General features: G+C 46.8%; 31 protein-coding genes. 3 read left to right on the top strand and 28 right to left on the bottom strand.

The window, feature by feature from the left end; translation table 11 throughout:
- Window positions 1–19: 19 nt before the first annotated feature.
- Both traF and LG402_RS21705 read right to left on the bottom strand, forming a co-directional pair.
- A complete protein-coding gene (gene traF / locus LG402_RS21710; protein ID WP_042847222.1) occupies window positions 20–1,081 on the bottom strand; it encodes a conjugal transfer protein TraF in 1,062 nt (353 codons plus the stop codon).
- Window positions 1,059–1,397: a hypothetical protein gene (locus LG402_RS21705; protein ID WP_166268095.1), complete on the bottom strand. Its 339-nt coding sequence runs from the start codon at window positions 1,395–1,397 to the stop codon at window positions 1,059–1,061. Before LG402_RS21705 ends, traF begins: the two co-directional genes overlap by 23 nt.
- 36 nt (window positions 1,398–1,433) lie before the next feature.
- Here LG402_RS21705 and LG402_RS21700 point away from each other — a divergent pair, with 36 nt between their 5' ends.
- Window positions 1,434–1,835, top strand: a complete 402-nt coding sequence (locus tag LG402_RS21700) for a hypothetical protein (RefSeq protein ID WP_042847223.1) — start codon at window positions 1,434–1,436, stop codon at window positions 1,833–1,835.
- Between the two features lie 51 nt (window positions 1,836–1,886).
- On the opposite strand, the gene LG402_RS21695 is transcribed toward LG402_RS21700, so the two are convergent.
- The 17 genes from LG402_RS21695 to LG402_RS21615 all read right to left on the bottom strand — a co-directional run bounded on the left by LG402_RS21695 (window position 1,887) and on the right by LG402_RS21615 (window position 15,042).
- Window positions 1,887–2,099, bottom strand: a complete 213-nt coding sequence (locus tag LG402_RS21695; RefSeq protein WP_042847224.1) for a hypothetical protein — start codon at window positions 2,097–2,099, stop codon at window positions 1,887–1,889.
- Window positions 2,100–2,141: 42 nt separating this feature from the next.
- Entirely contained in the window at window positions 2,142–2,651 is a 510-nt protein-coding gene (locus tag LG402_RS21690) for a hypothetical protein (RefSeq protein WP_042847225.1), read from the bottom strand.
- A gap of 37 nt (window positions 2,652–2,688) precedes the next feature.
- A complete protein-coding gene (locus tag LG402_RS21685) occupies window positions 2,689–3,078 on the bottom strand; it encodes a hypothetical protein (RefSeq protein ID WP_042847226.1) in 390 nt (129 codons plus the stop codon).
- Window positions 3,079–3,113: 35 nt separating this feature from the next.
- Complete coding sequence (locus tag LG402_RS21680; protein WP_196738661.1) at window positions 3,114–3,386, bottom strand: hypothetical protein; 273 nt, start codon at window positions 3,384–3,386, stop codon at window positions 3,114–3,116.
- Between the two features lie 31 nt (window positions 3,387–3,417).
- Complete coding sequence (locus tag LG402_RS21675; RefSeq protein WP_042847228.1) at window positions 3,418–3,645, bottom strand: hypothetical protein; 228 nt, start codon at window positions 3,643–3,645, stop codon at window positions 3,418–3,420.
- Window positions 3,646–3,648: 3 nt separating this feature from the next.
- Entirely contained in the window at window positions 3,649–3,963 is a 315-nt protein-coding gene (locus LG402_RS21670) for a hypothetical protein (RefSeq protein ID WP_042847229.1), read from the bottom strand.
- 60 nt (window positions 3,964–4,023) lie between these two features.
- Complete coding sequence (locus LG402_RS21665) at window positions 4,024–4,509, bottom strand: hypothetical protein (protein ID WP_042847230.1); 486 nt, start codon at window positions 4,507–4,509, stop codon at window positions 4,024–4,026.
- A 98-nt stretch (window positions 4,510–4,607) separates the two neighbouring features.
- Complete coding sequence (locus LG402_RS21660; protein ID WP_227336989.1) at window positions 4,608–6,236, bottom strand: VWA domain-containing protein; 1,629 nt, start codon at window positions 6,234–6,236, stop codon at window positions 4,608–4,610.
- A 201-nt stretch (window positions 6,237–6,437) separates the two neighbouring features.
- Window positions 6,438–6,719, bottom strand: a complete 282-nt coding sequence (locus LG402_RS21655) for a hypothetical protein (protein ID WP_042847232.1) — start codon at window positions 6,717–6,719, stop codon at window positions 6,438–6,440.
- Window positions 6,720–6,771: 52 nt separating this feature from the next.
- Window positions 6,772–8,037, bottom strand: coding sequence for a DUF3150 domain-containing protein (locus LG402_RS21650; protein ID WP_052219376.1), 1,266 nt, complete (start codon window positions 8,035–8,037; stop codon window positions 6,772–6,774).
- A gap of 99 nt (window positions 8,038–8,136) precedes the next feature.
- Window positions 8,137–9,198 (bottom strand): AAA family ATPase, encoded by a 1,062-nt coding sequence (locus LG402_RS21645; protein ID WP_042847233.1) that lies wholly within the window; start codon window positions 9,196–9,198, stop codon window positions 8,137–8,139.
- 66 nt (window positions 9,199–9,264) lie between these two features.
- Complete coding sequence (locus LG402_RS21640) at window positions 9,265–9,639, bottom strand: hypothetical protein (RefSeq protein ID WP_042847234.1); 375 nt, start codon at window positions 9,637–9,639, stop codon at window positions 9,265–9,267.
- 367 nt (window positions 9,640–10,006) lie between these two features.
- Window positions 10,007–11,122 carry a lambda-exonuclease family protein gene (locus tag LG402_RS21635; RefSeq protein ID WP_052219377.1) on the bottom strand — a complete coding sequence of 372 codons (1,116 nt, stop codon included), beginning with the start codon at window positions 11,120–11,122 and terminating at the stop codon, window positions 10,007–10,009.
- Window positions 11,123–11,181: 59 nt separating this feature from the next.
- Window positions 11,182–12,726 carry a recombinase RecT gene (locus LG402_RS21630; RefSeq protein ID WP_042847235.1) on the bottom strand — a complete coding sequence of 515 codons (1,545 nt, stop codon included), beginning with the start codon at window positions 12,724–12,726 and terminating at the stop codon, window positions 11,182–11,184.
- Window positions 12,727–12,811: 85 nt separating this feature from the next.
- Window positions 12,812–13,501 (bottom strand): single-stranded DNA-binding protein, encoded by a 690-nt coding sequence (locus tag LG402_RS21625; protein ID WP_052219378.1) that lies wholly within the window; start codon window positions 13,499–13,501, stop codon window positions 12,812–12,814.
- 467 nt (window positions 13,502–13,968) lie between these two features.
- Complete coding sequence (locus tag LG402_RS21620) at window positions 13,969–14,406, bottom strand: hypothetical protein (protein ID WP_042847236.1); 438 nt, start codon at window positions 14,404–14,406, stop codon at window positions 13,969–13,971.
- Window positions 14,407–14,484: 78 nt separating this feature from the next.
- Window positions 14,485–15,042: a hypothetical protein gene (locus LG402_RS21615; protein WP_196053748.1), complete on the bottom strand. Its 558-nt coding sequence runs from the start codon at window positions 15,040–15,042 to the stop codon at window positions 14,485–14,487.
- A gap of 560 nt (window positions 15,043–15,602) precedes the next feature.
- On the opposite strand from LG402_RS21615, the gene LG402_RS21610 reads away from it, so the two are divergent.
- Together LG402_RS21610 and LG402_RS21605 are read left to right on the top strand one after the other, a co-directional pair.
- On the top strand, window positions 15,603–16,352 hold the full coding sequence (locus LG402_RS21610) for an AcaB family transcriptional regulator (RefSeq protein ID WP_052219379.1): 750 nt from the start codon (window positions 15,603–15,605) through the stop codon (window positions 16,350–16,352).
- A gap of 143 nt (window positions 16,353–16,495) precedes the next feature.
- Complete coding sequence (locus LG402_RS21605) at window positions 16,496–17,026, top strand: tetratricopeptide repeat protein (RefSeq protein ID WP_042847238.1); 531 nt, start codon at window positions 16,496–16,498, stop codon at window positions 17,024–17,026.
- A 50-nt stretch (window positions 17,027–17,076) separates the two neighbouring features.
- On the opposite strand, the gene LG402_RS21600 is transcribed toward LG402_RS21605, so the two are convergent.
- The 9 genes from LG402_RS21600 to LG402_RS21560 form a co-directional block, all read right to left on the bottom strand.
- Window positions 17,077–18,075, bottom strand: coding sequence for a TraU family protein (locus LG402_RS21600; RefSeq protein WP_144139479.1), 999 nt, complete (start codon window positions 18,073–18,075; stop codon window positions 17,077–17,079).
- An 83-nt stretch (window positions 18,076–18,158) separates the two neighbouring features.
- Entirely contained in the window at window positions 18,159–19,418 is a 1,260-nt protein-coding gene (locus tag LG402_RS21595; RefSeq protein ID WP_191901260.1) for a TrbC family F-type conjugative pilus assembly protein, read from the bottom strand.
- Complete coding sequence (lepB, locus tag LG402_RS21590) at window positions 19,412–19,936, bottom strand: signal peptidase I (RefSeq protein WP_042847239.1); 525 nt, start codon at window positions 19,934–19,936, stop codon at window positions 19,412–19,414. The genes LG402_RS21595 and lepB overlap by 7 nt, the downstream gene beginning before the upstream one ends.
- A gap of 17 nt (window positions 19,937–19,953) precedes the next feature.
- Window positions 19,954–20,229, bottom strand: coding sequence for a hypothetical protein (locus LG402_RS21585; protein ID WP_042847240.1), 276 nt, complete (start codon window positions 20,227–20,229; stop codon window positions 19,954–19,956).
- Window positions 20,226–22,715, bottom strand: coding sequence for a type IV secretion system protein TraC (traC, locus tag LG402_RS21580; protein WP_042847241.1), 2,490 nt, complete (start codon window positions 22,713–22,715; stop codon window positions 20,226–20,228). The genes LG402_RS21585 and traC overlap by 4 nt, the downstream gene beginning before the upstream one ends.
- Window positions 22,716–22,738: 23 nt before the next feature.
- Window positions 22,739–23,482, bottom strand: coding sequence for a DsbC family protein (locus LG402_RS21575; protein ID WP_042847243.1), 744 nt, complete (start codon window positions 23,480–23,482; stop codon window positions 22,739–22,741).
- A gap of 407 nt (window positions 23,483–23,889) precedes the next feature.
- Complete coding sequence (gene traV, locus LG402_RS21570; protein ID WP_042847246.1) at window positions 23,890–24,423, bottom strand: type IV conjugative transfer system lipoprotein TraV; 534 nt, start codon at window positions 24,421–24,423, stop codon at window positions 23,890–23,892.
- 2 nt (window positions 24,424–24,425) lie between these two features.
- Window positions 24,426–25,814 (bottom strand): TrbI/VirB10 family protein, encoded by a 1,389-nt coding sequence (locus tag LG402_RS21565; protein ID WP_052219380.1) that lies wholly within the window; start codon window positions 25,812–25,814, stop codon window positions 24,426–24,428.
- Between the two features lie 7 nt (window positions 25,815–25,821).
- On the bottom strand, window positions 25,822–26,916 hold the full coding sequence (locus LG402_RS21560) for a type-F conjugative transfer system secretin TraK (protein ID WP_191901259.1): 1,095 nt from the start codon (window positions 26,914–26,916) through the stop codon (window positions 25,822–25,824).
- Window positions 26,917–26,930 lie beyond the last annotated feature (14 nt).

Here is a 26,930-nt window from a genome sequence, read left to right as displayed (position 1 = left end):
TTTGTTACTCCCGCTACTGTTATTTCGCCTTTGTAGATGCTGCGTAACCAGATTTCTTCTGAATGTATTTGATAAAGTCGTCCGAGTTCTCCAGGTACTCTTCCGGCATATCTTTCAGGATGCTCGAATCGATATACCCATTGTCGTTATATGGAAGCGTGCTTTTGTACTGCTCGTTGGTGATGAGCCCCGAGTCATGTGCAATCATGATTGTGCGGGATATCAACTGATCGGCACTGAGAGGCCCGAATGAAAGAATCCGCGTTGCCTCTGGAGGAATAGCCAGTGCGAGCGCAGGAGTGTTGGTGATCTGCAATTTTGCTGCTTGACCAGTATCTGCACGCCAGTTCTCCATGATGTTTCCAGGCATTGGTTTACCATCAATCGAAATTGGAATAACTTTCATACCGGTCATGTAAGTGAACGTATTCATGATCGCCGCTTGTTTCACACAGATTGAGCAATCTTCGCCACGGAAGAAAAAGAAAACCCCAGCGCGTGTGGCAATGTCTTTTATAACAAGCCGTGAGTTTTTTTCAGCCTCCGCAGACTGGTCCATAGCGCCGAAGGTAGACGTAGAGCGACGACTGCTTTCATCAATCAATGGATCTGTAGATGTCACTAAGCGCGCCATATCAGTAAACCGGCTCGCCTTGTCCAACATAATGCGCTGCGCAAGGTAATAGGCCCGGACGTTTTCCTGGGTTGGCTCGTCAATTGCGCGGTCACGTAATTTCTGTACGTTTTCACGGTACCAGGCCACGGTAAAGGCTTCAGGCCCCTCTTCAGGAGTAACCGCAACGGAAGGTTCAGGGACAGGCATTTGCTTGTCCTGCTCTTCGGTTTTGTCCGCTTTAGCAACAGTAGTCTCAGGTTCGATTTCTTTCGGCGGTTCAGGAGGCATTTTTTTCCAGAACCAGCCTTCTTCTTTTCCATCCAGAAACGAGGTACCTCCAGCGGTAACCTGCCCGTTGGAAGCCTTTGGTTTATTATCTTTGCCACCCTCTGCTACCGCATGAGCAGAGAGCACCCCAAATACCAGGGTAGCGATGACTGTTTTATTGAAACTTTGGAATTTCATCTTCATTACCTTTGGTAAGAATTGCCGCTATCCTGTCAGTCCAAAAAAAGGAGTTTTTCCCCTTAAAAACCCTGGCTTTTTCAAGCTGTTGGCACAGTTGATAGTGTCTATATCTTTGTTGCCCGATCTTCTTAATGATGCTTTCGGGTTTTATACCAATTTCCTTACAGGCCTCATCGAGGGTCATGCGTCCGCCGTACTTACGTTCAAGTTCACGCTGCAAGCTGAGACGGTTAGAGTCAGTGCAGAGTATGGCTGGCAGCTTAAAAACAGGCATGAGCATCGAACGGCTGTGAGCACATACGAGAAGTTTCATCAAATCCCTCATCTGATGAATCAATGAGCGGTCATTTTGTCATACACAGGCAAGGAAAACGGCAAAAAAGGCCAGCAAAATGAGGCCAAAAACCGGTGTTCTCAAAGGGTTGAAGGAATCGCATGTGCTTGCGTTTTGTTTACCATCCTTCCGTTGTCTGTGAATGCAGCTCCGGTTATGGCTGGTAAAAAAAAGCAAAAAAAAACCCTGTCCGAAGACAGGGTTTTGGGTGGTTACCCTAGGCTGGAATTACGATTTGCTCTTGTTGCGAGTAAACGCGATCGGCATCGAGACAATCAAAAGAACTTTGATGACAAAGTCCTCTGTCACCTTGATGCCAAAGTGACTACCGAAAACAATCACCATGACAGCAATTGCAACAGTAAAAACAAGAGAGAAGAAGCGAAGGGTATTAAGTTTCATTTTAGGGCTCACTGAGGGAAGTTAAGCACAACGAGGATGTTGTGCGGAGGGGAAGTTAAATCGAAGTTATAGAGAGTGACGCAGTTTCATAATTTTACCGTAGACATCCTGAAGGATGAGCACGATGAAATAAGCGGCCAATGCAACACAACCGGCAGCAATGACAGACATGACAACAATAACAACTACCATAGTCATGACATCAAAGCTGAAAAATACCGTTGCAGCTACAATGATTACCGCAGGAATCAGCGGCAGGAATTTAAATATGTTTTTCATACATCACCAGTGAAAGAGAGTTTGTGGACAGCAAAAAAGCAATTAGTGAAACAGGTGTGCTTTTAAACCGATGGTGTAACGAGAGTAGATACCACCAAAGAGAGAATCTTTGAAAACATCCGGTTCTTCATTATCAGACAAAACAGCCTCAGCCATCTCCACGATACTCACCAACATCTGCGCGCAGAATGAGTTTTTCTTAAACAAATCCCGGTACAAACTGGTATGAATCACCCCATTCAAGTCCATCGCCAAGTTAATCAATAATGCTTGATTAACAGACAGCGAAGGGCAGTCAGGGTCATTGAACGATTCCGTACCAACACCAATTCGGTTCATTGCAAGCAATGTCCGAACCTCGCCTTCCAAATCAGCAAAGCGATGATTGATGTCAATATAGGTTTCTTCATTAATCACCACACCGAGATCATCGCGTAAATCAGAACCGCGCGAGTAATCTTCTTCATCAACGGGCACAATTTCCAAAAGGATGTTGCGAACAGCGATAGGGAAAGTTGTGGTGTAGCTATTGTCAGAGGTAACGTAACGCATGAGAAATACTCCTGTAGATAAAAATGAAGGGTAAGGATTACCAAACACATTGTTCTTTCATGAACTCGGGCTCATGTGCCACGAAACGAACAGCCTCAGCCATCGTTGAGTCGAAGAACCTGGAACACAAACTCCGGCCAAGCATGACTATCTCTTTTTTGAGAAGGTCAAGGCTAGGGTCGGAGAAACGGCCACATGCACAACAATACGCAAAACGAGTCGCCAGCTTTAATACCTGGGATTCGTTCTGATTAATACCAAACGCAGTATTGGCAATGCCAAGTCCACGATCGTTAAGCAATTTCACAGTTAACATATCGGAATGAATTAACGCCAAGTCAGCTTGCTCCTGAACATCAGAAGTGGGCCAAAGGCGCATCTTTTCAGATACGAATCCGTAAATGCTCAATTCGACAGAATGAGACATACGTACCTCTTTAATAGATTTATGAATTTAGAAAATTAAAAGATACCGGGCTTGCAACGAGCCAATGCGGCCAGAATGCGTTCGCGAGCAGGGGAGGGGCTAACAGTTGCCTGAATGCCTTCCATCCAATCCTCAACCGGTATGCGGGTGAATTTGTCGTCTGTATTGCGGATACGAAATGCAATCACTGCCCAACGTGATAAAGCATATTTAATACAAGCTTCATCACCCGGAACGACAACGCCACGCAGTTTCGCGGAAGCGTTATTGTATTCAATCAATGCACAAGCACTCATACAGTTCACCAAAACGAAAGGCCCGCTACGGGGCCTTTGCTTTTCAGAAGTTAATATTATCGTTTACTGTGACAGGAATAGGATCCTGATGTGCAGCAATATCGATGAAGTTAAAACGTTTAATGTTGGTGGCGCGAAGCACTTTGCCAGTAGAGAGCACAAAGGTCTCAACATCAGCATGGCGACTATCAGGCCAGGACTGAGAAATTGAGGTTTCGCGGATTAAATATGACCGTTTATTTGATGTGAAAGACACATAAGGTATCAGCATTGCTTAACCCTCTGAGCCCATCAGACCGTAGCCGTATGTCGTTAACGTATGCACTAAACACAGTGCATCAACGGTCATGTACGGCCACCAATTACCTGTCTCATCACGGAAGAAGTGTATTTCTAGTGAATCCGGGGCCATTGGGTGGTACGTATTGATCACGAAAGACTCTTCAAAAACGGGTAGGTTTTCAAACAAACTAACACTACGCTTTGGTGAATTGCCATGCACGTAACCAATGAGGTCATCAATCATTTCAACGGTAAAGCCGCTTTGTGGTTCAACGACAGAAGTATCAAAATTAATATATTTAGCCATGATGAATATCTCCAAGAGAAAGTAAAACGCTGACAAATGCCAGCGTTATTCTTTAAGCGGTTATGCACACTTCCGAGCAGCTTCGTTCGGGTAGTAGTGATAGAACGCCTTCTTGTATTTTTCGAAACCGCGACGCTGTGATTCAACGAAGTCCATATTTGATGGCGCATCGTAGTGGTTCGACTGAATTAAACGATCTTGTTCAGCCAGGTCATGCTTCCAGCGATGCAGAACACTCATACGAGTCTCTTCTGGGTCCAGTTTGGCGAAGAAGCAGCAGCTAGTGAAAGAGCACAGATCCGACTGATTTTTATCAGAGAAGATCCAGAGAATTTCATCAACACGCTGTTCAACGTTGCTTCTGGGGGCCGTCATGATGTACAGAGAGTCACGAATAATTTCGTAAGCCATCTGTTGCGAATAACGCAATTCATAACGATCATCTTTGGCAGCGCAAATTGCTTCATAAGTCCGGTCGTCAGCTTCAAACAGTTCGTTGAAGGACAGCTGATTTTCATGAGCAAATGCATTTTTGGACATAGTCATTTTGATCACCTTTAATAGATTTAAAATAAATTTAGGAATTAAAAACCCGGCCTCATGCAAAGCAGGAGGCTAAGGATTTGTTTAGGAAGGTTTTAAAATTAACGAGTTAAAGCTTTGCGGGAGACTTCGAGAAGCTTTCCGCGAAGGGCAGAGACAGAACCTACAGCAACACCAGTATCATCGAATAGAGAAGTCATAATGTTTGAATTAGCACCGCCGAAGCCAATACCAATAACAATCACACCTTCTTTTTTCGCGTCATTAACCATCTGAATAACAGGCCCGGAGTTATCGGGCTTACCATCAGTGACCACGACCATGACATGGCGATCAGCGCGCGCATTTAGCAAGTCACTGAACGCAGGCCATAAAGCTTGTTCCAGTGGCGTACAACCATTTGCGCTAATACCAAATTGCTTAGCGTTAACCGCAGCCCGGAAGCTTTGTTCACGCGCTTTTAGCAAGCCAACGTTATTTGCGGTGGCATGTGGGAAATGATAGGCCGAAGTCGAAACACCTTTGATGCCGTCCAACGCAAAGAGCAAGGAGACAACAGCGGCTTCAGCTTCAACCATGTCAGAACCCAATGAACTGCTTGAATCAAGCAGAACAGTAAAGGCAGAGTTGAACTCAACAGCTTTAGATTTGTGTCGGAATAACTTGGTTTCTCCTAAAAGAGCCGAAGTCAGCCGACGCGTATCCATAACACGACCCGTTTCTTTGTGTGTACGACGAGTTTGTTGCATACCTTGTAGTAGCCCGTGCATTGACTGACGAAGGCCAGACGCAGCCTGAACACCTCGGAGAACCGAAGCTTCTCTGGTTGCGTGACGCTTAGCCGGAGCAATACCGAACGGGGTAGCAGCAGGTGTGCGTTCACTTGGAGAAACGTTGTCTTTAATACAGTCATTCAAGCGTTCACCAGCACCTTTAATAACCTCGTTGAGATTATCATCAGTGACATTGGCAAAAGGGTCTGAATGGTCTGATTTAGACGGTGTTGAGCTGGTAGAAACGCTGGTGGAAACATCACTGCCAGAAGCAGGGCTGTCACCATTTTCAGGTTCATTACCAGGCTGAGCGGAAGTACCTTGAGACGATTGACCGTCAGAAGAGCCATCGCCAGCATCTACATTAGAGTCAGCACTATCATTATCTTCGCCAGGCTGTGAGTTATCACTGCTTGGTTCGGATTGTGAATCGTCACCGGTCTCAGGAGGCAGATCATGTTGGTCTTGTTGATTATCGTTAAAAGCATCTACTGCAAGATCGTAAAGACGACAGGAAATATCCAGACAGTCGGCAATGGAAGGCGCGTTAATCGCCAAACCGAGAATGTCCATCGCTGTATCAAACATGTTTTGTCCGAATAAGCGAATGAAGTCTGATTGGGCTTGATCAACAGGAATGTTAAGTGCGTGATACCGTTTGAAACCACACAAGAGTAAACCGTTGATAAATGCTACAGCAGGATCATCAGTTGGTTTCGTGTCCTCATTAAAAACAAAGTGATTTAACGCTTTGAGAAATGAAGGCACTCCGGGAAAGCGACGACCTATCGCACGTTCAATACGAAGATCTTCGGTTATGTTTACCAACTTACCAAGAACACTTGGGTTGTAGCCTTGTTTGGCACGAGCAGGAATGTCTTCTTTCAGAATCGGAAATTCTGTGTATTTGACATGCGCAGCTTCGTGAACCAAATAACCCAGAAGGACGTCAGACAATTTTTCAGCATCCTTATAGAAAGGAATGTTGATAGTGAATGAAGAACCTTGCTGAGAAGCACAAGCCGTAGAACCACCAACAGTTACATTCACTCCGAGCTGATCGCTCAGGGCGCGTGCAACGACGGGCAGAGAGTTATAAATACCCATACTTACCTCACAATAGATTTAATATAAATTTAAAAGGACGAAAACGAGTCGTTAAGGACGTTTCAAACAGGTGCGAAGGTCACCGTTGTCAGCCAAACGTAAAAAAAACGTTTTGCTATCCAAAGTCACCGAGGCGTTTTGCAGTACCTGTTGCCAGGTAAAGCGGTAGAGAGAGTGAGACGGGCCTAAACGGAGGATGTCGAAATCAGTTTCAGAAACACCAAGCCAGGGCAGGGTATTACCAAACAACACAGCAAAAGCCATAGGAAGCTGCTCACCGTATTTACTAAACTCAACAAGTAACTCGTTGTTGCACAAAAGATACTTTTGCATAACCAAGTCCATATTTAGGAAATTAAAAAAGGCCCGTAAAGGGGCCTTAGATTTAGAACATCATGATCCCATCGTCTGAATCGGTATCAGCAAAATCCAGATTAACTGGAGTAGCAGAAGCCGGGGCATTCAAATCGACAGCGGCAGCAGGAACGACGAAAGAACTCAGCAGCGCGCTATCATCAACAACTTCAACAGAACCAGCAGGCTGATTAACTTCAACAGTGCTTGACGTATCAGCCACTGTAACAACCGGGTCTGCAACAGGACCGGCCGGAGGCAAGTCGAGTGGCAGGTCGGCCAAGAAGCTATCATCAATCGTTTCAGCAACAGCGAATGCGTTCGTGTGTGGAACCACGTCAGCAGGAGTGGCTGGTGTTGTTTCCAAAGCAGGTTGTGCTGGTGGAGAAACCAAATCGGTAGTCGGCAACTCAAAAGAGGCGTCGAGAACCAAAGAGGCATCCAAACCAGAATCAGCTTGCGGATTTGAAAGCAACGATACAAACGACTTAGCAGCTTGTGGATCGCGGAGGTTGTTTAGAAGGGATAATGCATTGTTGTAGTCTTGACCGGTAACTTTGCCTGTCAAAGGTAAGTTATCAAGCACTTGAGACATGTACTCGCACAGACCTTCAACACTGGGGTCAATAAACGCCAGAGTACGAAGTTTTTCAGCAGAACGACGTAGCGGATTCAGTGTGTGTTGACTGATTGCATCTTTGCTATTCAGGTTCTTTAAGAACTTGTCAGCAACGGAGGCAACGTCTTCATAGACTTCATCTGCCAGACTTTTTACCTGACTTGCAAAACCATCTTGAATGATGGCATTGCCATAAGGAGTGATATGAATCGCAGTAAACCCAAATTGAATTTGGGAATCCATATAGCCGATATCAATCGCGGCATCGCGCACAAGGATTGCACGATACTTTTCCTCAAATGAATTAATCCAGCCATTAAAATCAGCCTTCAAAAATTCTTTTTTGTAGTCATAAAACTCTTGCTTCACATCCTTCAGTTCATCGATGAGTGCATTGACCTTATCCGTTGGGACAGCATAGCCGCCCATGAAAGCAACACCGTAGGACAAACAAGCTTTCTTAGCCTTGTTCTTAAAGCGTTCAAACGGGTTAATCAACTGCGGGTCAATCACTTTCTTAGAACCAAGAGACACCATGACTTCTGGTGGCAGTTCGGCATTTTCACCTAAGTCTTGACGTTGCAGCTTTTTACGGCCGCTAATGCAGGAAATCTCAGAAAGAGAAACCAGGATTAATTGGTCTAAAACTTGAGTGTGAGTTTGGTTATTCGTAGACATATTAGTTACCTTTTATTTATAAATTTAAAATATTAAAAAGGCCCAGAAATGGGCCATTATTTATTTAGAGAATTGCATTTAGAGAGGTGTTAACAAGGTTTAACCGAATACCGCTTTGAGGATGGCATGCAGAGCACGCTTATCATCAGCACCGGCACGGTTACCGATTTGTAAGTCGAAGGAAACTTGCAGAGCTTCAGGCATTTTGGCCTTATTCATCAGCGAGAAACGTTCAACCCAGGCAATCAGCGAGCGAGTAGAGCACGTAACAGACAATCGCGTGTCTGGCGAAACAGCGGATACCTTGACAGAAGAACTGTCATTGGACTGATTAAAATCACCAGCGATATCACTGCCGACAAACAACTTACGAATGATGTTAGCGATTTCAACAAACTTACCTGCGAGCACTTCATCTGAAATGAACTTCTTGATTAACGAGGTTTCAACGTCTTTTGGCATGTAATTCGCGTTGATGAACATATAGCGATCGAGGTTCGCGACGTTCAGCACTTTTACACCACCATAGACACCCGTTAAATCACCTTGGCCGATCGAGTTGGCTGTAGCGACAAAACGGAAGTTAGGATGCTTTTTGATCACTTCGTTGGTTTCAGGAATAACAAGATTCCCACCTTCTAAGATCGCGTTAAAAGCGTTAGCACAGCTTGGGTCAAGTTGGTCGTATTCATCCAAAAGGAAAATGAGGCCAAATTTGTAAGCAAGTGCCAGAGGACCATAAAGGAAGTCTGTACGGGTATCACCGGTCATTGTGTCGCAAACGAGACGAAGACCACCGACAAGACTATTAATGTCCAAATCCTGAGAAGCTGTTGTTTTCATCAAAGGCCAGTTCAGTCGAGCGGCAACTTGCTCAACAATACTGGTTTTACCGCAGCCTGTAGGGCCGGAGATCCACAGCGACTGACCCTGAGGGTAGTTAATCCACATCAGGACAGACGCACGCAGAGACGGCTCAAACACGTAATGATCATTTCGGCTAGGGATGGCAGCACTGAATGCATTATCCGCAGCGAAACCAGCATACGGTTTAACCTGCGCTTTCATGTGTTCTGGAATGACAACGCCGAATAATTCCGGAGAGATTGCGACGTTACGAACCAGGGTATCAGCAGCTAGAGTAGTGTTAAAAGTAGACATGTATTACCTCAATAATTTAGATAGATTTAAAAGAGTTAGGGAATTTAAAAGTGAAGAGTCGTCGAATTAAGCAGCAGGAGAACAGCAAACCAGATTGGAATGTGTATACCGGCTACTCATTTGTCCTTGTTCACAGACAATCGACTTAGGTGCATAAGTGGCAAACGCCGTAATACCACGCTCGGAAAGCGCGGTGATCAGGGTTGGCATAAAGTAGGTTTTGGCATAAACCAAAACACCTTCAGCCTGGTGACGGGAACACAGCAGCAAAGCGATATCTGCTAGTTCGTCGGCACGTTGCTGCATTAACGAAACGGTGGGGCAGTCATTGAACGAGAGTTTTTCACGAATGATTTGTGAAATGTCACGTTCAACATCAATCACACCCATTTCGCGTTGTGCGTCGGATGCTTTATATGCAGTCAGATTAACGATGGACATGGAGAGACTCCTAAAATTAATAGATTTAAAAGGTTTAAGGCCTCAGAAAAGAGGCGAGATTTAAGGTATTGCAAAGTTCCAGTAGAGTGACTGGAGGCACTTGTTGTTCTCAGCTTGAGAACGAAACACCGTTTTCGACGCATAAAAAAACCCGCTGCTTAAAAAGCAACGGGCTATCGAATTTGGTACAGATATGCGTGTGCCGTGTGAATGAGAGTAAACGCATTCAGAATGGCGATATGGCCGAAATTAGGTGTTTAGGGGCAGGTTGCCAGAAGTTAGGCGGTGTGTACCGCACCGCTACAATAATCAATTCTTACAGCTGGGTCAACAAGAAAAAACCCGACCGAAGTCGGGTGTGAGAGAGTTAAAACAACAACAAGGCATTGTCTTCAACACCGGTGAGTGCATCTCCTTCTGCCACAACAGGTTTGATGGCTTCAGGTGGAATATAAACGCTGTCCTCTGGGGAAGCTTCATACTCATAGACAGACAGGCTGGAGCGAAGAGACTCCTGAGTCACACAGTCCGGATATTGCTCAGCAGTCACATTAAGACGCTCAGCGATCATTTTCCAGTTAGTGCGACCTTTGACTTTACTTTCCAGATAGCGAAAACCAAACCCATCAATACGGACAGGGTCTGTGCTTTTGAAACCAAGACCTGTTGCAAGACCTTGAATCGACGCCTTAAGCGTTTCTTCAAGATTAGACAACTGGGCTTTCACGGCTTCAAACTCGGCTTCTTTGGCGCGGACATTCGCAACTTGACGGCGGATGTCAGCGATACGAGCAGAGAGATCATCTGGAGCAGTAAATTCACTGGTTTGGGCCAGAATATCGGCATCAGAAACCAGCAGGATGTCTTGCTGTTTATCAAAAGCCGGAGCTACCTTTTGATTTAAACGTTCCCAGAACTCTTTGCATGCAGCAAACAAACGTGTGAAAGCGCCCTGGTTAGGTTTGATAAGGAAAATCTTCGGCTGATCTTTAGCGGACCAGAAAACAAGATAAGCTTGCGGGGCACCTGTTACGAATAACTGATGCTGCACCTGCCAGAAGTAATATTTAAATTCCGGCGAGGCTGAACCTTGTTCGAGGATAGCTAAATGTTTTTTCTCTGAGAGATTCTTGATCTCCAGTACAGAACGGTCATCGAGCTGTCCATCAAGCGAAGCTATCATGAACGGGTACTTGGCATGTCGAACGCAAAAGGGTGAGGCTATTTGCCCCAATTCACTTTCGCAGTAAGACCGCGCAAGCGCTTCGAGTTTGTTACCGGCATCCACCTGCTTAATCGCAGATAGATCTTCAGAAGCAAGCAAGCCTGCATACTGAAGGTATAACTGATAAGGCGTTTTCATAGCTCCAGGCGCACCCAAGAGAATTGGGGAGCATGTTGCCGTAACACCTGTTCTACGCCATTTGTGCCACTCTGGAGTTCCTTGTTCAATATCGACAATTTCACAGATTGAATCAGACATACGATCACCATTAATAAATTTATAAAATTAAAAAACCGGCAATAAATGCCGGTTATGTTTTATGCTGCTTTAGCTGTTGAAATCAGGTTGCACAACATCTCTTTGAGACCTTTGTGTTTGACTGAATTCAAGGCAGATTCAAGTTCGTCGAATTGACCGGACTGAAGAGCTTGAGAGTAGAGCACTTGCATGGAGTTAGTTTCAGCTTCAACAGAAGAAACCCACTGGGCTGCACTGGCTTTAAACTCCCCGTCAGCAAGACGATTAACAAAGTCATTTGCGATCCCAAAATCACACATGTGAACTGACTCAGAAACTTTCGTACTGAGCAGGTCACGGCGCGATTGTTCCAATTGACGTTTTGCGTAAGCCAATTCGCTGTCGTTGAAAGAAAATGCGTCTTTCAGTTCGGCGATCATGGTTTCGTAAGCCAGCGTTTTTTCTGCGCGGGTAACGAGTTTCGCAATTCGTTTGAAACTGCTTTGACGAACACCTGGAATTTCAGACATCGGAACTTGAAGTTCTTCTGGCTGAGATCCACCCGCATCAGACTTGGGTTGAACATCAACTGGAGCTGACTGAGCTTCCTGTGACGCAGGCTGAGATGCCTTCTCAACGGGTTGGGCCGATTGCGCAGGGGGAGCGACGTCATCATGAGCAACAATTTCACCCTCAATAACACTGTCGTCAGCAACAATAGGCTGAGATGAAGCAACATCATTGTTAGCAGCCTGAGCAGCTTGACGTTGAGCCATTTCAGCAGCAGCAGCTTCAACAGGGACATGAGCGGAAGACTTGAACCCTTCTTCACCGTAGGTATTGAGATAATCAATCACTGCGCTGATTCGAGTTCGGTTGCCTGGGATTAAATGAACGGTTTGTTTAAGGGCGGATTTCAGAACCATTTTCCACGGGAATGTTGTCCACGGAGATAATGCTCTTTTATCAACTTTTTTCCAAGATTCAGAAACTGCGCGAGCAGCGGCTAAATCTTCAACAGTTACAAAGTAAACGAGGTTGCGGCCATCTCGCATGAGAAAGTCCACATAGACACCACGGAAGTTACCGCGAGCGCCTAAGGTACCTTTATCCGTCACCGTCAGAATCAAATCCCCTTTGCTAGCAAATGGGTCAAACTCATGGATCGGACTATTACGACGACCTTGTGGCTTAAATACTGCATCATTCTCAAACACCAATTCAGCAACAATGTCTTGGCAGAGTCCTTCATCTGTAGCCATTTTGATCAGGCCGAGATAAGAGACATCCAAGATCACCCGATTATTGCGTGGAACCAGATATGCCTGTTTCTGTGCAGGGTCGAGTGTCAAACCGGAACTCGCTAACTGTAAAAACGCAGTCTCGAAAGAACGCGGGTTAGTTAACGCAATACCAGTGAGATAGTCACTGTTGTTAATGATGTGCTTGGCAAACACACACTCTCTCTGGAAAGAGATATGTGGGTGCATTGCAGCCTTTTCAAACTGACTACCTAGAGTCATCATGTGACGGGTCACTGTGTCAACTCTGACCGTGATGTCAGTGTTGGCTCTTTTCGCGTTATTGTTGTCATAAGCGCGACGGGCATTGTTCGAATAAGACATGGTAGTACCTCATATTTAATAGATTTAAAAATTGACCAAACAGATATGAAAACGCCACTCAACGAGTGGCGTTTACTGCGGAGTATTAACCGCGCATATCGGAATAACTGCCATTACTAACCATTGCACGAGCTGCAATGAGTTGGTCTGTGACGGTAGGCTTTGTAGAAGGTACGAAGATCGCACTGCTACGAGCTGTCACAGTTTGCTTAACGGTAGGTTGTTGAGCGGGCGGCTGTTGTTTGGCTTCTCTCTTGGCTGCGGCACTTTTCTGTGCTTGCTGGAGTGCTGCACGGAACTTGTTACCGATCGTTTTCACTTCGTCATAACTCATCTTCTGAACAACTAACTCAGCATCCAGACGCGCCTGTAATTCAGGCGAACGCAGTGGTTGTTGAGTTGGTGTCGAAGCAGTGATTGGAGCAACGTAAGACTGAGGATTAGCATCATTAATTCGCGTATCAACGACCAGGTTGGTCGCAATATCGTGAACGGAGAATGCATGGAACTCAGTACGCTGAACATCGGAACCATCTTTCACATAGCGAGCTGTGCGAGCGATAGCTTCGATAGAGATCTCAGAGTCTTTCTTGATGGTATTGTGGAGAAAATCAGCAACTTTACCGAAAGCCTTGATAGGGAAAAACTCAATCACTTTTTGCGAGTTGATCTTCATTTCACAACCCAAACGGAAAAAAATGACAGAGTCATTACCGTTTTTAGCGGGAGTATAACGAGGGTCGATCGCTACTTTACCTTTAGCTTTGGAGAACATAGTTAATACCTCAATTAATAGATTTAAAATATTTAGAAAGTTTATGCCTGGAAAGGCCTGACTAGCCTGAGGTTAAATCTCAGGTACAGTCTGTTTAGGAAGGGAAGTTAAGGGTATTGCAATGCCCAGTAGAGTGACTGGACGCACTGATATTCCTCAGCGTGAGGAAAAACACCGGTTCGACGAGCAGCAAAAAGCCCGGAGCCTTATAGGGCACCGGGCTGTCGAATTCTGTTTTGTAGGCATGAAAAAGCCGTGAGAATGAATGCGGGATTCATTCGTAGAGGCGCTGGTGGCCGAAATTAGGTGTTTTGGTTAAGGGCTATTGCCGGAAGTTATGCGATGTAATCGCCAGAACAGAGTAAGCGATAGGAGCGTAAGGGTCAATCGAAAGGCAAAAAAAAACCCAGCATAGGCTGGGTTTCTTGGGAGGTTAAGATGAAAAATGATAGAAGAACATTCGAAACTCAATGATACGCAGCAGCTAATTGAAGGTATCGACGATGAATGAAGTCCAGGGTGGCGCGATAGGTAAAGCTATTGGAGTAGCTCGTTCCATCCAGATGGACAAAGATCATGAATGCGTCTTCTAGACGTGAACGATCTTTTTTTCTCAATCGATTCTTACCAATATTGCATGCTACTGAAGCCAACATGAATTTAACTTTGGCCATCAACTTGATAGCTTCAGTCCGGTTTTTAACGCCGCATTCACGAAGTGCAATATCATCATTTTGACTGATACAAAGAGGGCAATCATCAGCACCTTCATGGTGACAGCAATGCCATCCACAATCATTACAATTGAGGGTATAGGTATTGCGGGAAGCATCAAAGCCTTCCAACTGACAAGGACTACCACAACGAATACAGTTTTCGAACGTGGAAGCATTAATGATAATCATAAATCACCTTGAAATTAATAGATTTAAAATAGTTAAAAGCCCAGGAATCTGGGCTTGTTTAAGAGAGATTAGTGAATATCAGCTAACAACTTCCATGATCCAGAGACCACGACGTTTGTCAGTTTCAAGGTCGCGATAACCAGTCACATTACCCTTGCGATCAAGAACCTGAGCTTTACTGGTGCGCACTTCGGAGTCTTTCCAGAAAACAACAGTGTCACCAATTTTAGCACCAGAATTCTCGACAGCTTTTTTAAGACCAATAGCCCAAACTTTATTTTGCCCTTCGATTTCAACATAGAAGGACATATCGTTTGAACGGTCATTTTTCCAATGAGCCATACCAAAAGAAACCAACTTACCTTCGTGCTCAGTGATAACAGTGCGAGAAGGACGCTTGGCGCTTGAAGTGGTGGAATCATCAGAATCGTCAGACTCATCAAGTTCGTCATCTTCAGTAGAGAAACGAGACATGATTTGAACAGCCAGAACAACAGCTGACAGAGTCAGACAGCCACAGGCAATGATTAAAGGAATAGTGGATTGCACAAATCCAGCCGTGAAAATATAAAAAGCAATGCCAGCTGGCACTACGAACGAAGCGTTCTTAGGACGCCAGAACAACGAGAGGAACATGCCAATATAAACAAAGCCTTGCAATTCGAAAGAAGACATAATATTCACCATAAATTTATATGCGAAGTCCGGCCACAGAGAAACACCCTGAAATGTGAGGATTCAATGGATGTAAACAAAGCGACAGACATCGTAAAAACGAAGTCCGGACACAGACAAAACGCAGGAGTTGAGATAAGAGGAAGTTAACAATTTTTTTGGTTTGGATTGAGATCCAAAAATACCCTTTGCTAGGGCGGCAAGGTGACATGTTTTGTTCAAAGAACAAGAACACGTCAGAGATGCTCTGGCCTGATTTAGGCGTGCGAAACCCGTGAGGAAAGCCAGTTAGGCTACCAGGGGGCGGTGGTATATTCACACCGAAGTTACGGGTTCGCGTTTGAAGTTATGCTGAGAAGAGAGTAGGCCATCAGCTAGGCTGTTACAAAAGCCTACTTCAGATAACCAGTCAAATCAAGAACTGTTTTTCTTCCGCGAAATGCTGGCCTTTTCCCATGACTTGACCGTTTTCGTATGACTAAATAGTCAGGCTTAAATGCGACTAAATGTGAGGATAAATCATGGCAACTACAGAGAAGGCTAAAGTGACTGATAACGCAAAGCAGGGTCAAATCAAACGTAACAACCGTGGCAACCGTACACGTTCGCCGGAGCCTACGCAAAACAAAGGGCAGGCACCTACACGCGAACGCCGCGAATACTCTAACCCGGAGATCACCGTACCGTTCCAGCTGCAAACGCAAGAAGGTATTCGCATGCAGCAACGCCACTACAATTTGATGTCAAAGGCGCTGTTTAATCTGACCATTAACAGCACCGGACTGGAACGCCTCGGTGTAAAAGGGGCGATTGACCGCACCAAAAAAGCCGTGAGTGAAATCCTGGCGGGACCAGAAAAAGAAATTAGCTTCGGCATTTCAACGCTGACTAAAGTTCTTGAAGAGGCCGAGGCTTCTGGAACGAGTCGTATTGAAGAGGTTTCGTATACGGCCCCGCGCGACTACAGCATTCGAGTACGTACTCCTGATGCCATGCGTGTAGTGCGTTTGTTCCGTAGCTTCGATGAGCTGATAACGCTGCTTGATCGCTTGTGGTTGAACAACCTGTTTAATCAGGATGAAGTGGATGACTATAAAACCCGCTTGCGCGACAGTATTCGCAACATGGTTAACACCCTTGACCGGCACGCATCGGCCACTGTCGAAGAACTGAACGACAATAATGGCAAGAATGCAGATGTTGCGAGCCCAGCGAACAAAGAGCAAAGCGAAGCTGAAGCCACGCAAACCGAAAGCCATACCGAAGCGTAATTACCCTCTCATCAAGCCCCCTCACCAAGGCAGGCCACCCACCTGCCTTTTCTGTATGCGCTTGCTTGCAATTAGTGAAATATTTGTTAACGTTCTTCGCATCCTCTGTTTGATTTAATTAATAAAATAACAAATAGGTTTCTATGAAGAAGACAGCCATTGCTCTGCTAACTTTCTCCTTGTGCCTTCCTGCCCTAGGTGCAAATACACAGCAACAAAATACAAATCCCCCCCACACGCAAATCACGAACGATCTTGAAAATCTGTATCAAGAAGGTTGGCGGTATTCGAACGAGGGTAAGTTCGACCTCGCAGAACAATCATTTCTTAAAGCTGCCAAACAAAACCATCTTAAATCCCAGGAATCCCTTGCGTTACATTATTACTTCGGAAAAAACGGTAAGGTTAACTATCGGTTAGCAGGATATTGGTTTCACCAGGCCGCAGGTCAAGGCTCTGCCAGGGCGGAATTTACATTAGGAACAATGTATATAGATGGTGCTGGATTTCCCAAAGATGTTGATTTCGGTATTTTTCTGATTAATAAAGCAAAGGTTAAAGGGTATAAGCCAGCTGAAGAATACATAATCGCTTTTGAAAAATTGAAAGATTCATGCAGACAAAGTTCTTCAAAAGAATGTGATATTACGGTAACTCCACAAATAGGGTGGTAATAAAAAACCCTTGTAGATATACAAGGGTCTGATTCAATCAAAACTGCGAGTTAAATAGTTCGGCAGCAATCCATCCATTGATAGATCATGTATGTTGAGTCTTGGCCTTTTCCTGTGGGGTAGCGATACATTCCACCTTGCCACTGATATGGGGATTCACCGACTTCATGGCCTTCTTTGGTTTCAGGTGTCGGACTGAACATATTCAGTTTGTATTGCTGCTTAGGTAAGGTCGGGTAGATCTTTGACCGGCAGACTGTATCATTCCCCATAGTCCGGTAAGCCAAACCACGACGGTGTTCAACAGCAAGCTCGCGAATACCGGCCAAGCTGGTTGTTCGAGTCGTGTCCATACTGCGCACCGATCCCGTCAATGGGTATTGCCCTCCCCAAGAGCCCGCACACCACCAAAGCGAGTCCATTGGTTGTTTCCCCGCGAATTGAGCCGCTGCCTCTAATGCACAAGCTTGCTGTGCCACGACGTTTGCAACCGCAGCCGATTCCGGGTTCTGGAAGAAAGCCAAAGCTGTGTTGTTCCAGGTTGGGTCAATCTCAGAGAAACTAACCACATCAAAGTCACTGTACGGGTCAGCAGTACATTGCCCCGGCAAATACAGGTCAAGCATACGCAACAGAGGAAGAGCGTACATGTGGGCGTTATAGAAGCTGATTGAAAACTTATTACGTCGCTCTTCATCACCGCCGTCGGTTTGGATGCCGTACTGAAGGTTATTGCCGAGGTTAAGGTTAACCCCTCCCAGCGAAGACATGCAGCCTGGCGTGCGTGTTAGTTCGATGATTTTGCGGGGCTCCCACATAGCTGTCAGCACGCCTGGGTGATACACCCCAAGACCGTCTTGGCAAGCACACGCCATACCACTAGCGGCATTGTCTGGCACTTTACCGGAGGGGCCCATTGTAATTCCTGCAACCTTGATTGGGAAAATACACCCCCAGCATACGTCGGTAAAAAGCTTGAAGGAAAGAAGTTGATTATCACGGCATACCTCATTCACCGCAGGCGCAGTCTCGGCTGTTTTATCAGCCATTGCATTGCCTGCAAAGCATAAGGAAACAGCCGTGGCAGCGATTAGGTGCAAACTGAATGATTTTAATTTTTTGTGTAAGGATTTCATTTTGCCACCTTATTAGCATAGTTGGCTTCAGGGTACTCATTGATGATGAATACTTTTCTGTCAGCAGTGACGATACTGGGTACCGCTTCAATACCAAAGCGCTCAGACATACCTGGCAGGATCATGTAGAGTCGGGCTTTCTCACCGTAATGCTGCGCTGCATCTTTGAACGTATCCCAGCCATCACCGTATACGTTCGTTGTGATCAGAATGGGATTGATGCCTGGCTCCGTGTTTTCGTACTCATGGCGCGCAAAGTCACGCTGCCACGGCACGCTGGCATCAAACACTATCAGCTTCTGGCCGAACGGAATCACATCTAACGGATTCACCTTTCCTTTTTTAGCGACGACAACCCCTTCAGGCGTGACAATATCTTGGGGAATGATTACCGTAGGATCGATGGTGTGGGTTGCGCGCTTCTTAACTGTCGGGAACACTTCAAATTCCTGGCGCTGGCGAGGCCAATAGTTGTTCAAAGCGTCTTTTTTCATTTGCTCAAAGTCGAGATTTTTAACCCCTTCTTCAATCATGTCCAGCAGGCTGCGCTCCACGACTTCTTTCGTAGGGCCTGCGGTACCCAGCTTACCGGTTTTACCCTTCAGGAAGTCGATATTCGAGATGCCAGATACGCTGGCTACAAACTCACCATCTTTCTCATGGATGATGGTTGGAACTGCGGTAACGGCATTATCTTTGAAGATGACCGGATCCAGATTAACTGTCACTTCTGCACCGGAGTCGAGCACCAGCTGTTGCCAGCGAGTGAGTTCGTCCATTAATTTTGCTTTATCAGTAACGCCACGAATAACCAACGAGACATCCCTGCGGCCATCGTAGTCGGTCATCATGTCTTTAATTTCCTTATCAGACAGTGATGCAGAAACTAGCACATAGTAAAAATCACCGGCCATTTTGTTTTGTTTACCGTCCGCAACGTCAGCATCTGCAATTGCGCCAGTGACAGTGTCACTTATCATTTCATTGTCAGTACGCGTTTCTGGCATTTTTCGAAGCATTTCGCGGTTATTTTCACGCGCTGACTTTGCATTAGCTTCTTCATTTTTTTGTTGCTCTCTTGCTACACGGATGAGGCTATCAATATCGGCCTTCTCATTATCCGTTACCTCAGCAGGGCGAGAGGGTAAATCCGTCAAAGGCAGTGATGCCGCACTGACAGAATAGGCCATGCTACTAAACACGGCCAATGCGATGAGAGCTTTGCGAAACTTCGTGACTTTTAGTTGGATTACCATATCGGGTAGGCCCTTCCTATGATTTGTGTTTCCGGCACCGATCCCCAGTAGCGAGAGTCGAAGCTGAGTTTTGTTCGGCCCATAAGCCAGATCCGACCCTCAGGGATAACTCCATTGCGAGTAAGTTCTTGAGGGGTGTGACCTGATTCTGTGGCAAGCGCTAGGCCTTCACCGACCATCGAACCATTTACTGTGGTCTCTTCATCATTCACAGAGATGGCATCCCCACCGACCCCGTCCACCATTTTGATGCCTTTCCCTGACTCACCCATGTATTTCGAACTGAAAGCAAAGGTAGTGCCTTTAACGGGGGTAGTGTCGTGCTTATCTACCAGATAAATACGGTAAGGGGGTAAGCACTGGTTATTTTGAGGGTCAATACCAATTTCGAAACGATGCAACACGTAATAACTTGATGGCGCAGAGATCGCCCCCACCAGCAACATCAGCAAAGCATGTTTTTTCCACGGTCGCTTTTGCTTATAAATCTTCTTCCAAAGTGAGTTCGCTGCGGCCATGACCACGATACCCCCGGTTAGTTGCCTGACGAAGAAACTGTTTGCGGGATCTGCATATAGGCAGGATATTTGTATAGAGCGGACTCATTGAGGACCATGTAGCCAGCTTTCGCCATTGCCTCGGCGCGCGCATGAACCAGTTTGATTTGAGGGTCGCTGAGAACCTTTCCATTTGCCCCGGTATAACTAACCACAGCAATGTAGTCAGTTGGTGCAGCGGGAGGGACGAACCGCCCATAAAGGGCGGCTCCCAGAAACCCGCAGAGTAATGAAACAGCTGCGGTCTTAATCATGCGGCTATACCTCGTTGTCGTTCTTCAAGAATTGAATTGATGGCATCCTGGGTGGACATGCCCTGTGCTTTACGTTTTCTGATAGCTGCCACGTCATCCGGCGCTGTCGAGTACAGCAGCATGGAGAACGGATCCACAATCAACCGGCTAATCCCCTGACCGGATTTGGAGATAACGTAAATTTCGGAGTAAACCCCTCGGCTTGAACGCACCGTTTTCAAGAAACGGTACCCTGCATCATCCAGTGCTAAGCGCTGGTGGTGCTGAGCTTCGTTGATCGCAGATTCACTCTGACCCAGTAACAGCATAAACGCAGAGTTGTCGGCGATAGATTTTCCGACGCTATCTTTGTAAATATCGTTAATGGATTGCGTGATCGTAATGGCAGCGCCGTTGTATTTACGGAAGCGGCGGTAACCTTTTTCAATGAACGCGCCGATGTTTCCTTTGAGTAAAGCCCAGGCTTCATCGATAACCACGATTTTCATCTGGCCGCGATCGCCCATAAACATGTCTTGCTGGATTTGGTAAATCAGCTGTAACAGCACAACCTGCTTCAGGTGCTCAGAGCTTTCCAGGCGCGACAGTTCCAGAACCGTAAACGGGTTACGGAAGTCAATGTTGTTTTTGCCTACGAAGAACTTGCCGTACTGACCCCGGCTGGTGAATGGGTACAATTGGTGCCCCAAACGTTTAATGTCGTTCTCTTCATCCGCCAGAAGTGATTCCGCAACCATATCAACGGTAGTCTCTTTACCGTGCTTGCGAACGAGATTGGCAACGTGTTCTTTCATACGAGCTTCTTCGAAGTCGTTCAGACCAGCCTTAGGCGCAGCCATCACAGATAGGAGACCGATAATCAGGTCTTCTTCACCGCCGTCTTCGTTATCCGGGTTTTCACCGAAGTAGTCTTCAATCAGTTCAAAGAAGTTGAGACATGGCTTCTTATCCGGATGGAAGTCCAGGTAGTCCCCGTTGTAGGTCTCACAAATGTTTTTGTACGAGTCCCCTACGTCGATACACCACACCTTCGCTCCCAGACTGCGATAAGCGGTAATAATGTAGTTGGTTAAGAACGACTTACCAGAACCGGACTCTGCCGCAATACAGGCGTTGTAGTTTGTATCAGAGTCGAACAGGTCGAGCATCTGCACCTGCCCCGATCGGGAAGTCAGCATTAACGCCGGGTTACTGGTACCTTGCCAGTCAGCGTAAAGTGGTGAGATAACCAAAGCTTCACTCAGTGCCAGCGTGCGGTAACGGCCCATTGATTTCTCAGCACCAGCCTCGTTGAACATAGGCAGGGACGAGAGGAAAATAGGCGCAACAAAGTAGCTATCCGGGATCATTTTGAATTGATAGGTGTTGAGGTAGCTGGCCGCTTCCTGGCTAGCACGGAATACACCGTCTTTGGAGTTTGAGAAGATAGTCACTGTGAATTTGGCTTTACAAATTGGCTCGCCGTTGTCCAGCTTGTCACTCAGCAGGTCGTAACCTTCTCGGATAGTTTTCAACGATGGGATCCATTTCACCATTGGCCCATCGGTTTGCTGCACGATCCAGTTACGCTTTTGCGTGAACTTGGTCTTCGCGTTTTGCTGGTCGAAGAAGATCATGCTCATGGAGATAATGCAGGACGATTTAATACCAGTAGCGCCGCTCATCATATCGCCGAGGAAATATTGAGCTTGCCCAGGGAAAAACCGCTTAGGTAGTTTTTTGGCGCTTAATGTGCGCACAAATGTTGTGCCTGTGTGACGCTCACCTCGCTGGTCTTCGTCTTCTGGATTGCCGAAGGCACAGTATTTATTGCGAATGAAGAACTCTCGGTCAGGGTCAACCAGTTGCTCAGAGATCATCAAATCGTCTTGCACTTGTAGCGGATTACGGTCACGCCACGAAGCAGTTTCCCCCTGATTTAAAATGGAAGAAAGCACATCGATGTAACGGTCGCGCGTCAGTGTAGCAGGGCACAAGCCCATGATCCCCAGCGTGGTGTCAAACGTGTTGCGGAATTCAGAAATCAGGTTGAATTCTTCTTCTCGCATGTCGTATTCGTTTTTCACCGGCACCTTCACCGTGATCAGCAACAAACAGTTGCGGACACGGGTACCCGTACCCTTCATAGGATAGTCGGTGCTGTGAAGCAGAAATTTAGAACGGTTGTAGATTGCATCGCGCAATACTTCGTCATCACAGTCCATGCGCAGAACGTCCATCTGGTTAATTTTGCCAACGATATTCGGGCTGGCAATCAGGTCGAACTGCACAATGGTTTTCGCCGGGAAATTTGAGGACAGCAATGTTTGTAATTGCTGCATCTCTTTACCGCTGGTACCGGATAAGGGACGGCAAAGGAAGCCGAAACCGATATATTTATTGTCACATAGGAAAATGTGGTTTTTCTCATCGTATGCCCGAACCGGGCACACATCTGAGAAGCGTTTGATAGACTTCAAACGCTGTATGATGATTGATTCGCTCATTCTAACCCCACAGAAAGAAGAACTTATTGACCAGCCAGGAAGGCTTTCAGACCTTGTTTTGGTGCGCCGATGCTGAAAGCACCGTCGTCTCGAATGATGAATGGCACCATACTGACGCCTAACACCTGAGCGGTGATTGTGCGGCGTGCCAATGCCTGCATATCACAGTCTTTAACCTGGTCAAATTTGGTTTTTTCATGCGCGATAATAGCGCGGTCGGCACGGTAGCGATCTGAAGCACAGTACAGCTCTTTGTTACGGATTTGGCTTGGCTCGCCGAGGGCACCCAGGGACAGAACGTTAACGGTGTATTCGTGCGGGTCTAGGTCAGCCAGCTGATTAAGGGCTGCGGCACAATGCACGCAGTTCGGGTCAGTGAATAGAATGACTTTTTTAGGTCCGTCGCCCCAAACGGCAGGTTGAAGATCAGCGATGTTCAGTTTCAGCTCTTTGATCGGAATGATGCTGGCATACTTGGTGATCTCATCAAGTGTGGTCAGGTCTTTCTTGGCCCAAGTGTCGTACATGGTGCCTTTGAACAGGTACCGGCCATTTGACGACAGCAGGTTGACTTTGCCGTCAACTTCCAGCGCGATAATGCCGTTGGTTGGCACAACGAAGCGCTTGACGTCTTTGCTTTCCTTCGGCGCGTTCATGAAGGCTTTGTTGTTAAACACAGTATCAGCGTTCACATCTGCACCGGCAAAAGCGGAAGCGGCGAAGCTGGCGGACAGAATCAGGGATAATACTTTCTTGCGTAGCGTCATTGGAGTGCTCCTGTGAATGAGGCTACATTTTCAATGGTGAAAAGGCGGATTAACAGCGAAAAGGCCAGCAAAACGAGGTCAAAAAACAGCGTTCTCTTTAAGGGGGATTTTTGCAGGATTAGAAAAAGGTAAGGCCGTTCGAGGGGGAACGGCCTTGCGCATGAATCCATTTACCAATATGTCTGAGTGGGGTTTATCCAATGCGAGGGGTAAGTCACACATCGAATGTCAGCATTGGCAAAATGCGGTATGGTTACCATGCGTCTGTAATTTTAATCACAATCCTTATAAATAGCAATGAGACCCTAAATGAAAGAAAGCCGCACTAGGCGGCTTTTATAACACAACTGACTGTATTTGAGGGGGAATATCAAATCATTCAGTTTGCATTAATTTCAATTGGAGCATTATTTGCTCGGTGTTTGAGGGGCTTGTGCCGCCACTGGAGGCGTGCTCATTGGTCGAATAACAGCACTCCGGGTCGATGCATGTGACGCGCCAACTTCCCAGCGGCGAGGTTCAATTTCGGTGTACACATAGCCAGGGACGTTCAGATCACCGTCTGCGGATTCATAAGGGTCAACCAACACACGCATTACCTGTGCCTGAGTACGGATTGGCTGAGGGTTTGCGGTAGCAGCAGGGACAGGTACATAACGACCACCAGTTGCCACACCACCAGCCCCGGCGGTACCTGCAACACTGTTTCGCTTCAGATCTACTGGTTTACCAGACAGCTGTTGTTCCGACACCGCATCAATGCGATCTTGGTAGTCATCACCATCGGTCAGCTGGTGGATGTCGCGGATGTTCATACAAGTGACAGCATTGGGCATACCTTTACAGCCGTATTCTGAATTCCCATCCACCAGCGAACAACCAGACAATGCGGCCAGACCAGTTACTGCGACACAGATTGCTAAAAGACGTTTTTTCCACATAATTAGTGAGTCCCGTTAGAATTGAAAGTGGTAGGCGTTGCTTTGCCATTAGGCTTGACGCGGGTAAATTTCAGCGTTACACCTTTTTGAACGATAAAATCGACACTGCGACCCGGATCGATTTCGATAACAGGGAACAGATCACCGGCCATGTTCATGTAGAAATCGGCCAAGCGTTCTAATGCTCCACCAACACCAGCGATAGCAGCACCTTGAAGGGCTTCGCTGCTCATCACTTGCTCATAAGGCGTGTTGTTTTTCTTACCGCTGTTGTTATCGCGGGTAACGTTGATAGTCGGAATGTTCTGGACGCTAAACAACGATGACGCAGCCTGTAAAAAGCCTGCGGTCAAGGCTTTCGCCAGGTATTGACCTTGCTTGGTAACCAGACGACCACGTACACCAGCCTTACCATCTTCCCCCACTGCATACGCATCGAGTGGAGATTCAAATACAGCACCATCATCACGAATGCAGGTGATCACCTCAGAGCGGAAGTAGCCGCGTTCGGACGACAGCTCGCCAAATCCAGCGGCCAACATGCCACACTCACGCACGTCCGCACGGAAGCGGTTCGGCAGGATGGCGTCTTTCTTGATGCGGATAAGCGCTGGGTAGGGGTCTTTGCGAGCGTTCTGTGACGTCGGTGCATCCATACCTGAAATGAAGACACCACTCAGGATTGAGGTCGCTGGGAGGTAGGTTTGGAATGCTGGATCATCATCAGGATCAGCGGCAGCGACCTCTTTTATGTCCTCATGCACAGAGATAATATCCGGCGTTGCTTGTGGTGCCGCCTTACCGTCTTTACCTTTGGCGTCTTTATCCGCAGCAAAATCAGCGGGGTTCGGCTGCTGGGTGTTTTCGTACACTCGTTGGAGCGTGCCGTCGTTATTCAGGTTTTCGTGAACACTGTCCGACGTTAACTTCTCTACACCTTGCTTAGCATTATTATCGCCGCTGTAGACGTCTTTTGACCGAACTGATTTGGAGTAAGGCAATACGGTAGAGCCTTCAGCAACACGTTTTTTCAGCTTTTCTTGTTCAATACGGTCGGTGCGTTGTTGTTGCTCAATGGCGATCAGGCGCTTGTTGATTTCGTCAACGTTAATGGATTTTTTCAAATCCGTGATGTTTGAGTTTTGCTTTTCAATCGCTTCCCCTAAAGCGCGCAGGCGAGCAGCGATCGCGTTCTGGCTAACCCCCTGGGTGTCAGTGTCAGTCAATACACTGGAAATAACTTGCTCTGATGGCCCGCGCGCCGCAGGTGTGCGCGATTCAGGCATCAGCAGGAGGATAGCTGGGATCAGTACAACAAACGTACCCCCCAACACAAAAAGACGTTTTTTCTTGGCGTCCAGCGTGTCCCAGCGTTCTTTCAATTTACTCATCTTTTTATTACTCCGCTAATTTAGGACGTACATAATCATCAACCTGTGCCTGCTGTGACTGATTGCGAATGACAAAGTAGGCTTCAGTCTTTTGGCCCGGCTGGAGCGTGTTCCGGCTCCAGAGTGCGCGCGCGGCGAGGTTAGGGTGAGTGCAAAGTGACTCGTCTACCGTGATGGTAGAAGCGCCGGTATTCTGCGCAACGCCCACGATGACACTGAACTGACTGCCCTGAATATATTGGCCGCCAGCAAAGCTGTATTTGATATTGTCCTGCGCTGTACCTGTGCTGAAGTTACAGTTTGGAATGCTATGACCAGAGCCTAAATTGCCCATTGCATAGCCAGGAGGAATATCGCCCAACGCAACAGCCCGAAGAATGTTTCGGATCGTTTCGACGTAGTTGTCTTTCTGCTCCCATTTACGAGCTTTGGCTTCGTTACCGCCGTACATCACCCCTGCTGACTGCGCATGCCCCGCTCCGGCCGGAGCATTACCGACTTTACGCGAAAGCATTAACGAAGCTTGTACTGGTGCAATCTTTTGCGGAACCAGAGACAAAGACAGCGCGACACTTTCGTCACCTTTTTCGCTGATATACAGTGCGACCGGATTGGTTGAGGTCGTTGAAACATAGATCACATTGCCTTGTACGCTGACTTTTACGTCAGTCAGTTGCAAGCGCTGCACTGTTGGTCTCTCGAACGGCGTCACGATACGGTTAAGCTGGCCGAGAGAAATCGGGATCAGGGTATTTACGCCGGGCTCTACAATCAGATCCTGGCGAGAAGGGATGACATCATCAGTTAATCGGACAGGCTGAACAATGGCGTTAGGGACCGGTTGGACGTTAATGCCGTCTACGGCAGGATTATCACTGGAACTGGCATTGGTTGATGCGCCCGCAGTTGCTGTGTGATTACCTTTTTTCGATGCAACGACAACAGGCTCTTCAGATGCAGAGTCCCCAGAACGCTGGAGTACGACGCCGTTATCGACTGACAGTGTATTGCTATTAACGTCAAGGCCATTCGCAATGGATGGCCCGGCGGTGATTGACGCAATCATCAGCGCCAATATTTTAACGTGTTTACTATTCAACATTTGTTCCCCCGAAC

The sequence above is a fragment of the Proteus sp. NMG38-2 genome (genome assembly GCF_020640995.1).
Taxonomy (GTDB): domain Bacteria; phylum Pseudomonadota; class Gammaproteobacteria; order Enterobacterales; family Enterobacteriaceae; genus Proteus.
Note: the sequence above shows the minus strand (reverse complement) of the source record. Positions and strands in the feature narration are given on the sequence as shown.

Bases quoted from the DNA above. Each gene is read 5' to 3' on its own strand.
- LG402_RS21655 (WP_042847232.1), bottom strand. From the start codon at position 6,719: ATGCAAAAGTATCTTTTGTGCAACAACGAGTTACTTGTTGAGTTTAGT.
- LG402_RS21630 (WP_042847235.1), bottom strand. From the start codon at position 12,726: ATGTCTTATTCGAACAATGCCCGTCGCGCTTATGACAACAATAACGCG.
- LG402_RS21685 (WP_042847226.1), bottom strand. From the start codon at position 3,078: ATGTCTCATTCTGTCGAATTGAGCATTTACGGATTCGTATCTGAAAAG.
- LG402_RS21620 (WP_042847236.1), bottom strand. From the start codon at position 14,406: ATGATTATCATTAATGCTTCCACGTTCGAAAACTGTATTCGTTGTGGT.
- LG402_RS21595 (WP_191901260.1), bottom strand. From the start codon at position 19,418: ATGGTAATCCAACTAAAAGTCACGAAGTTTCGCAAAGCTCTCATCGCA.
- LG402_RS21575 (WP_042847243.1), bottom strand. From the start codon at position 23,482: ATGACGCTACGCAAGAAAGTATTATCCCTGATTCTGTCCGCCAGCTTC.
- LG402_RS21600 (WP_144139479.1), bottom strand. From the start codon at position 18,075: ATGGCTGATAAAACAGCCGAGACTGCGCCTGCGGTGAATGAGGTATGC.
- LG402_RS21705 (WP_166268095.1), bottom strand. From the start codon at position 1,397: ATGAAACTTCTCGTATGTGCTCACAGCCGTTCGATGCTCATGCCTGTT.
- LG402_RS21695 (WP_042847224.1), bottom strand. From the start codon at position 2,099: ATGAAAAACATATTTAAATTCCTGCCGCTGATTCCTGCGGTAATCATT.
- LG402_RS21670 (WP_042847229.1), bottom strand. From the start codon at position 3,963: ATGGCTAAATATATTAATTTTGATACTTCTGTCGTTGAACCACAAAGC.
- LG402_RS21665 (WP_042847230.1), bottom strand. From the start codon at position 4,509: ATGACTATGTCCAAAAATGCATTTGCTCATGAAAATCAGCTGTCCTTC.
- traF (WP_042847222.1), bottom strand. From the start codon at position 1,081: ATGAAATTCCAAAGTTTCAATAAAACAGTCATCGCTACCCTGGTATTT.
- LG402_RS21565 (WP_052219380.1), bottom strand. From the start codon at position 25,814: ATGAGTAAATTGAAAGAACGCTGGGACACGCTGGACGCCAAGAAAAAA.
- LG402_RS21605 (WP_042847238.1), top strand. From the start codon at position 16,496: ATGAAGAAGACAGCCATTGCTCTGCTAACTTTCTCCTTGTGCCTTCCT.
- LG402_RS21645 (WP_042847233.1), bottom strand. From the start codon at position 9,198: ATGTCTACTTTTAACACTACTCTAGCTGCTGATACCCTGGTTCGTAAC.
- LG402_RS21640 (WP_042847234.1), bottom strand. From the start codon at position 9,639: ATGTCCATCGTTAATCTGACTGCATATAAAGCATCCGACGCACAACGC.
- LG402_RS21560 (WP_191901259.1), bottom strand. From the start codon at position 26,916: ATGTTGAATAGTAAACACGTTAAAATATTGGCGCTGATGATTGCGTCA.
- traV (WP_042847246.1), bottom strand. From the start codon at position 24,423: ATGTGGAAAAAACGTCTTTTAGCAATCTGTGTCGCAGTAACTGGTCTG.
- LG402_RS21635 (WP_052219377.1), bottom strand. From the start codon at position 11,122: ATGTCTGATTCAATCTGTGAAATTGTCGATATTGAACAAGGAACTCCA.
- LG402_RS21610 (WP_052219379.1), top strand. From the start codon at position 15,603: ATGGCAACTACAGAGAAGGCTAAAGTGACTGATAACGCAAAGCAGGGT.
- LG402_RS21615 (WP_196053748.1), bottom strand. From the start codon at position 15,042: ATGTTCCTCTCGTTGTTCTGGCGTCCTAAGAACGCTTCGTTCGTAGTG.
- lepB (WP_042847239.1), bottom strand. From the start codon at position 19,936: ATGGCCGCAGCGAACTCACTTTGGAAGAAGATTTATAAGCAAAAGCGA.
- LG402_RS21690 (WP_042847225.1), bottom strand. From the start codon at position 2,651: ATGCGTTACGTTACCTCTGACAATAGCTACACCACAACTTTCCCTATC.
- LG402_RS21585 (WP_042847240.1), bottom strand. From the start codon at position 20,229: ATGATTAAGACCGCAGCTGTTTCATTACTCTGCGGGTTTCTGGGAGCC.
- LG402_RS21675 (WP_042847228.1), bottom strand. From the start codon at position 3,645: ATGCTGATACCTTATGTGTCTTTCACATCAAATAAACGGTCATATTTA.
- LG402_RS21650 (WP_052219376.1), bottom strand. From the start codon at position 8,037: ATGTCTACGAATAACCAAACTCACACTCAAGTTTTAGACCAATTAATC.
- traC (WP_042847241.1), bottom strand. From the start codon at position 22,715: ATGAGCGAATCAATCATCATACAGCGTTTGAAGTCTATCAAACGCTTC.
- LG402_RS21625 (WP_052219378.1), bottom strand. From the start codon at position 13,501: ATGTTCTCCAAAGCTAAAGGTAAAGTAGCGATCGACCCTCGTTATACT.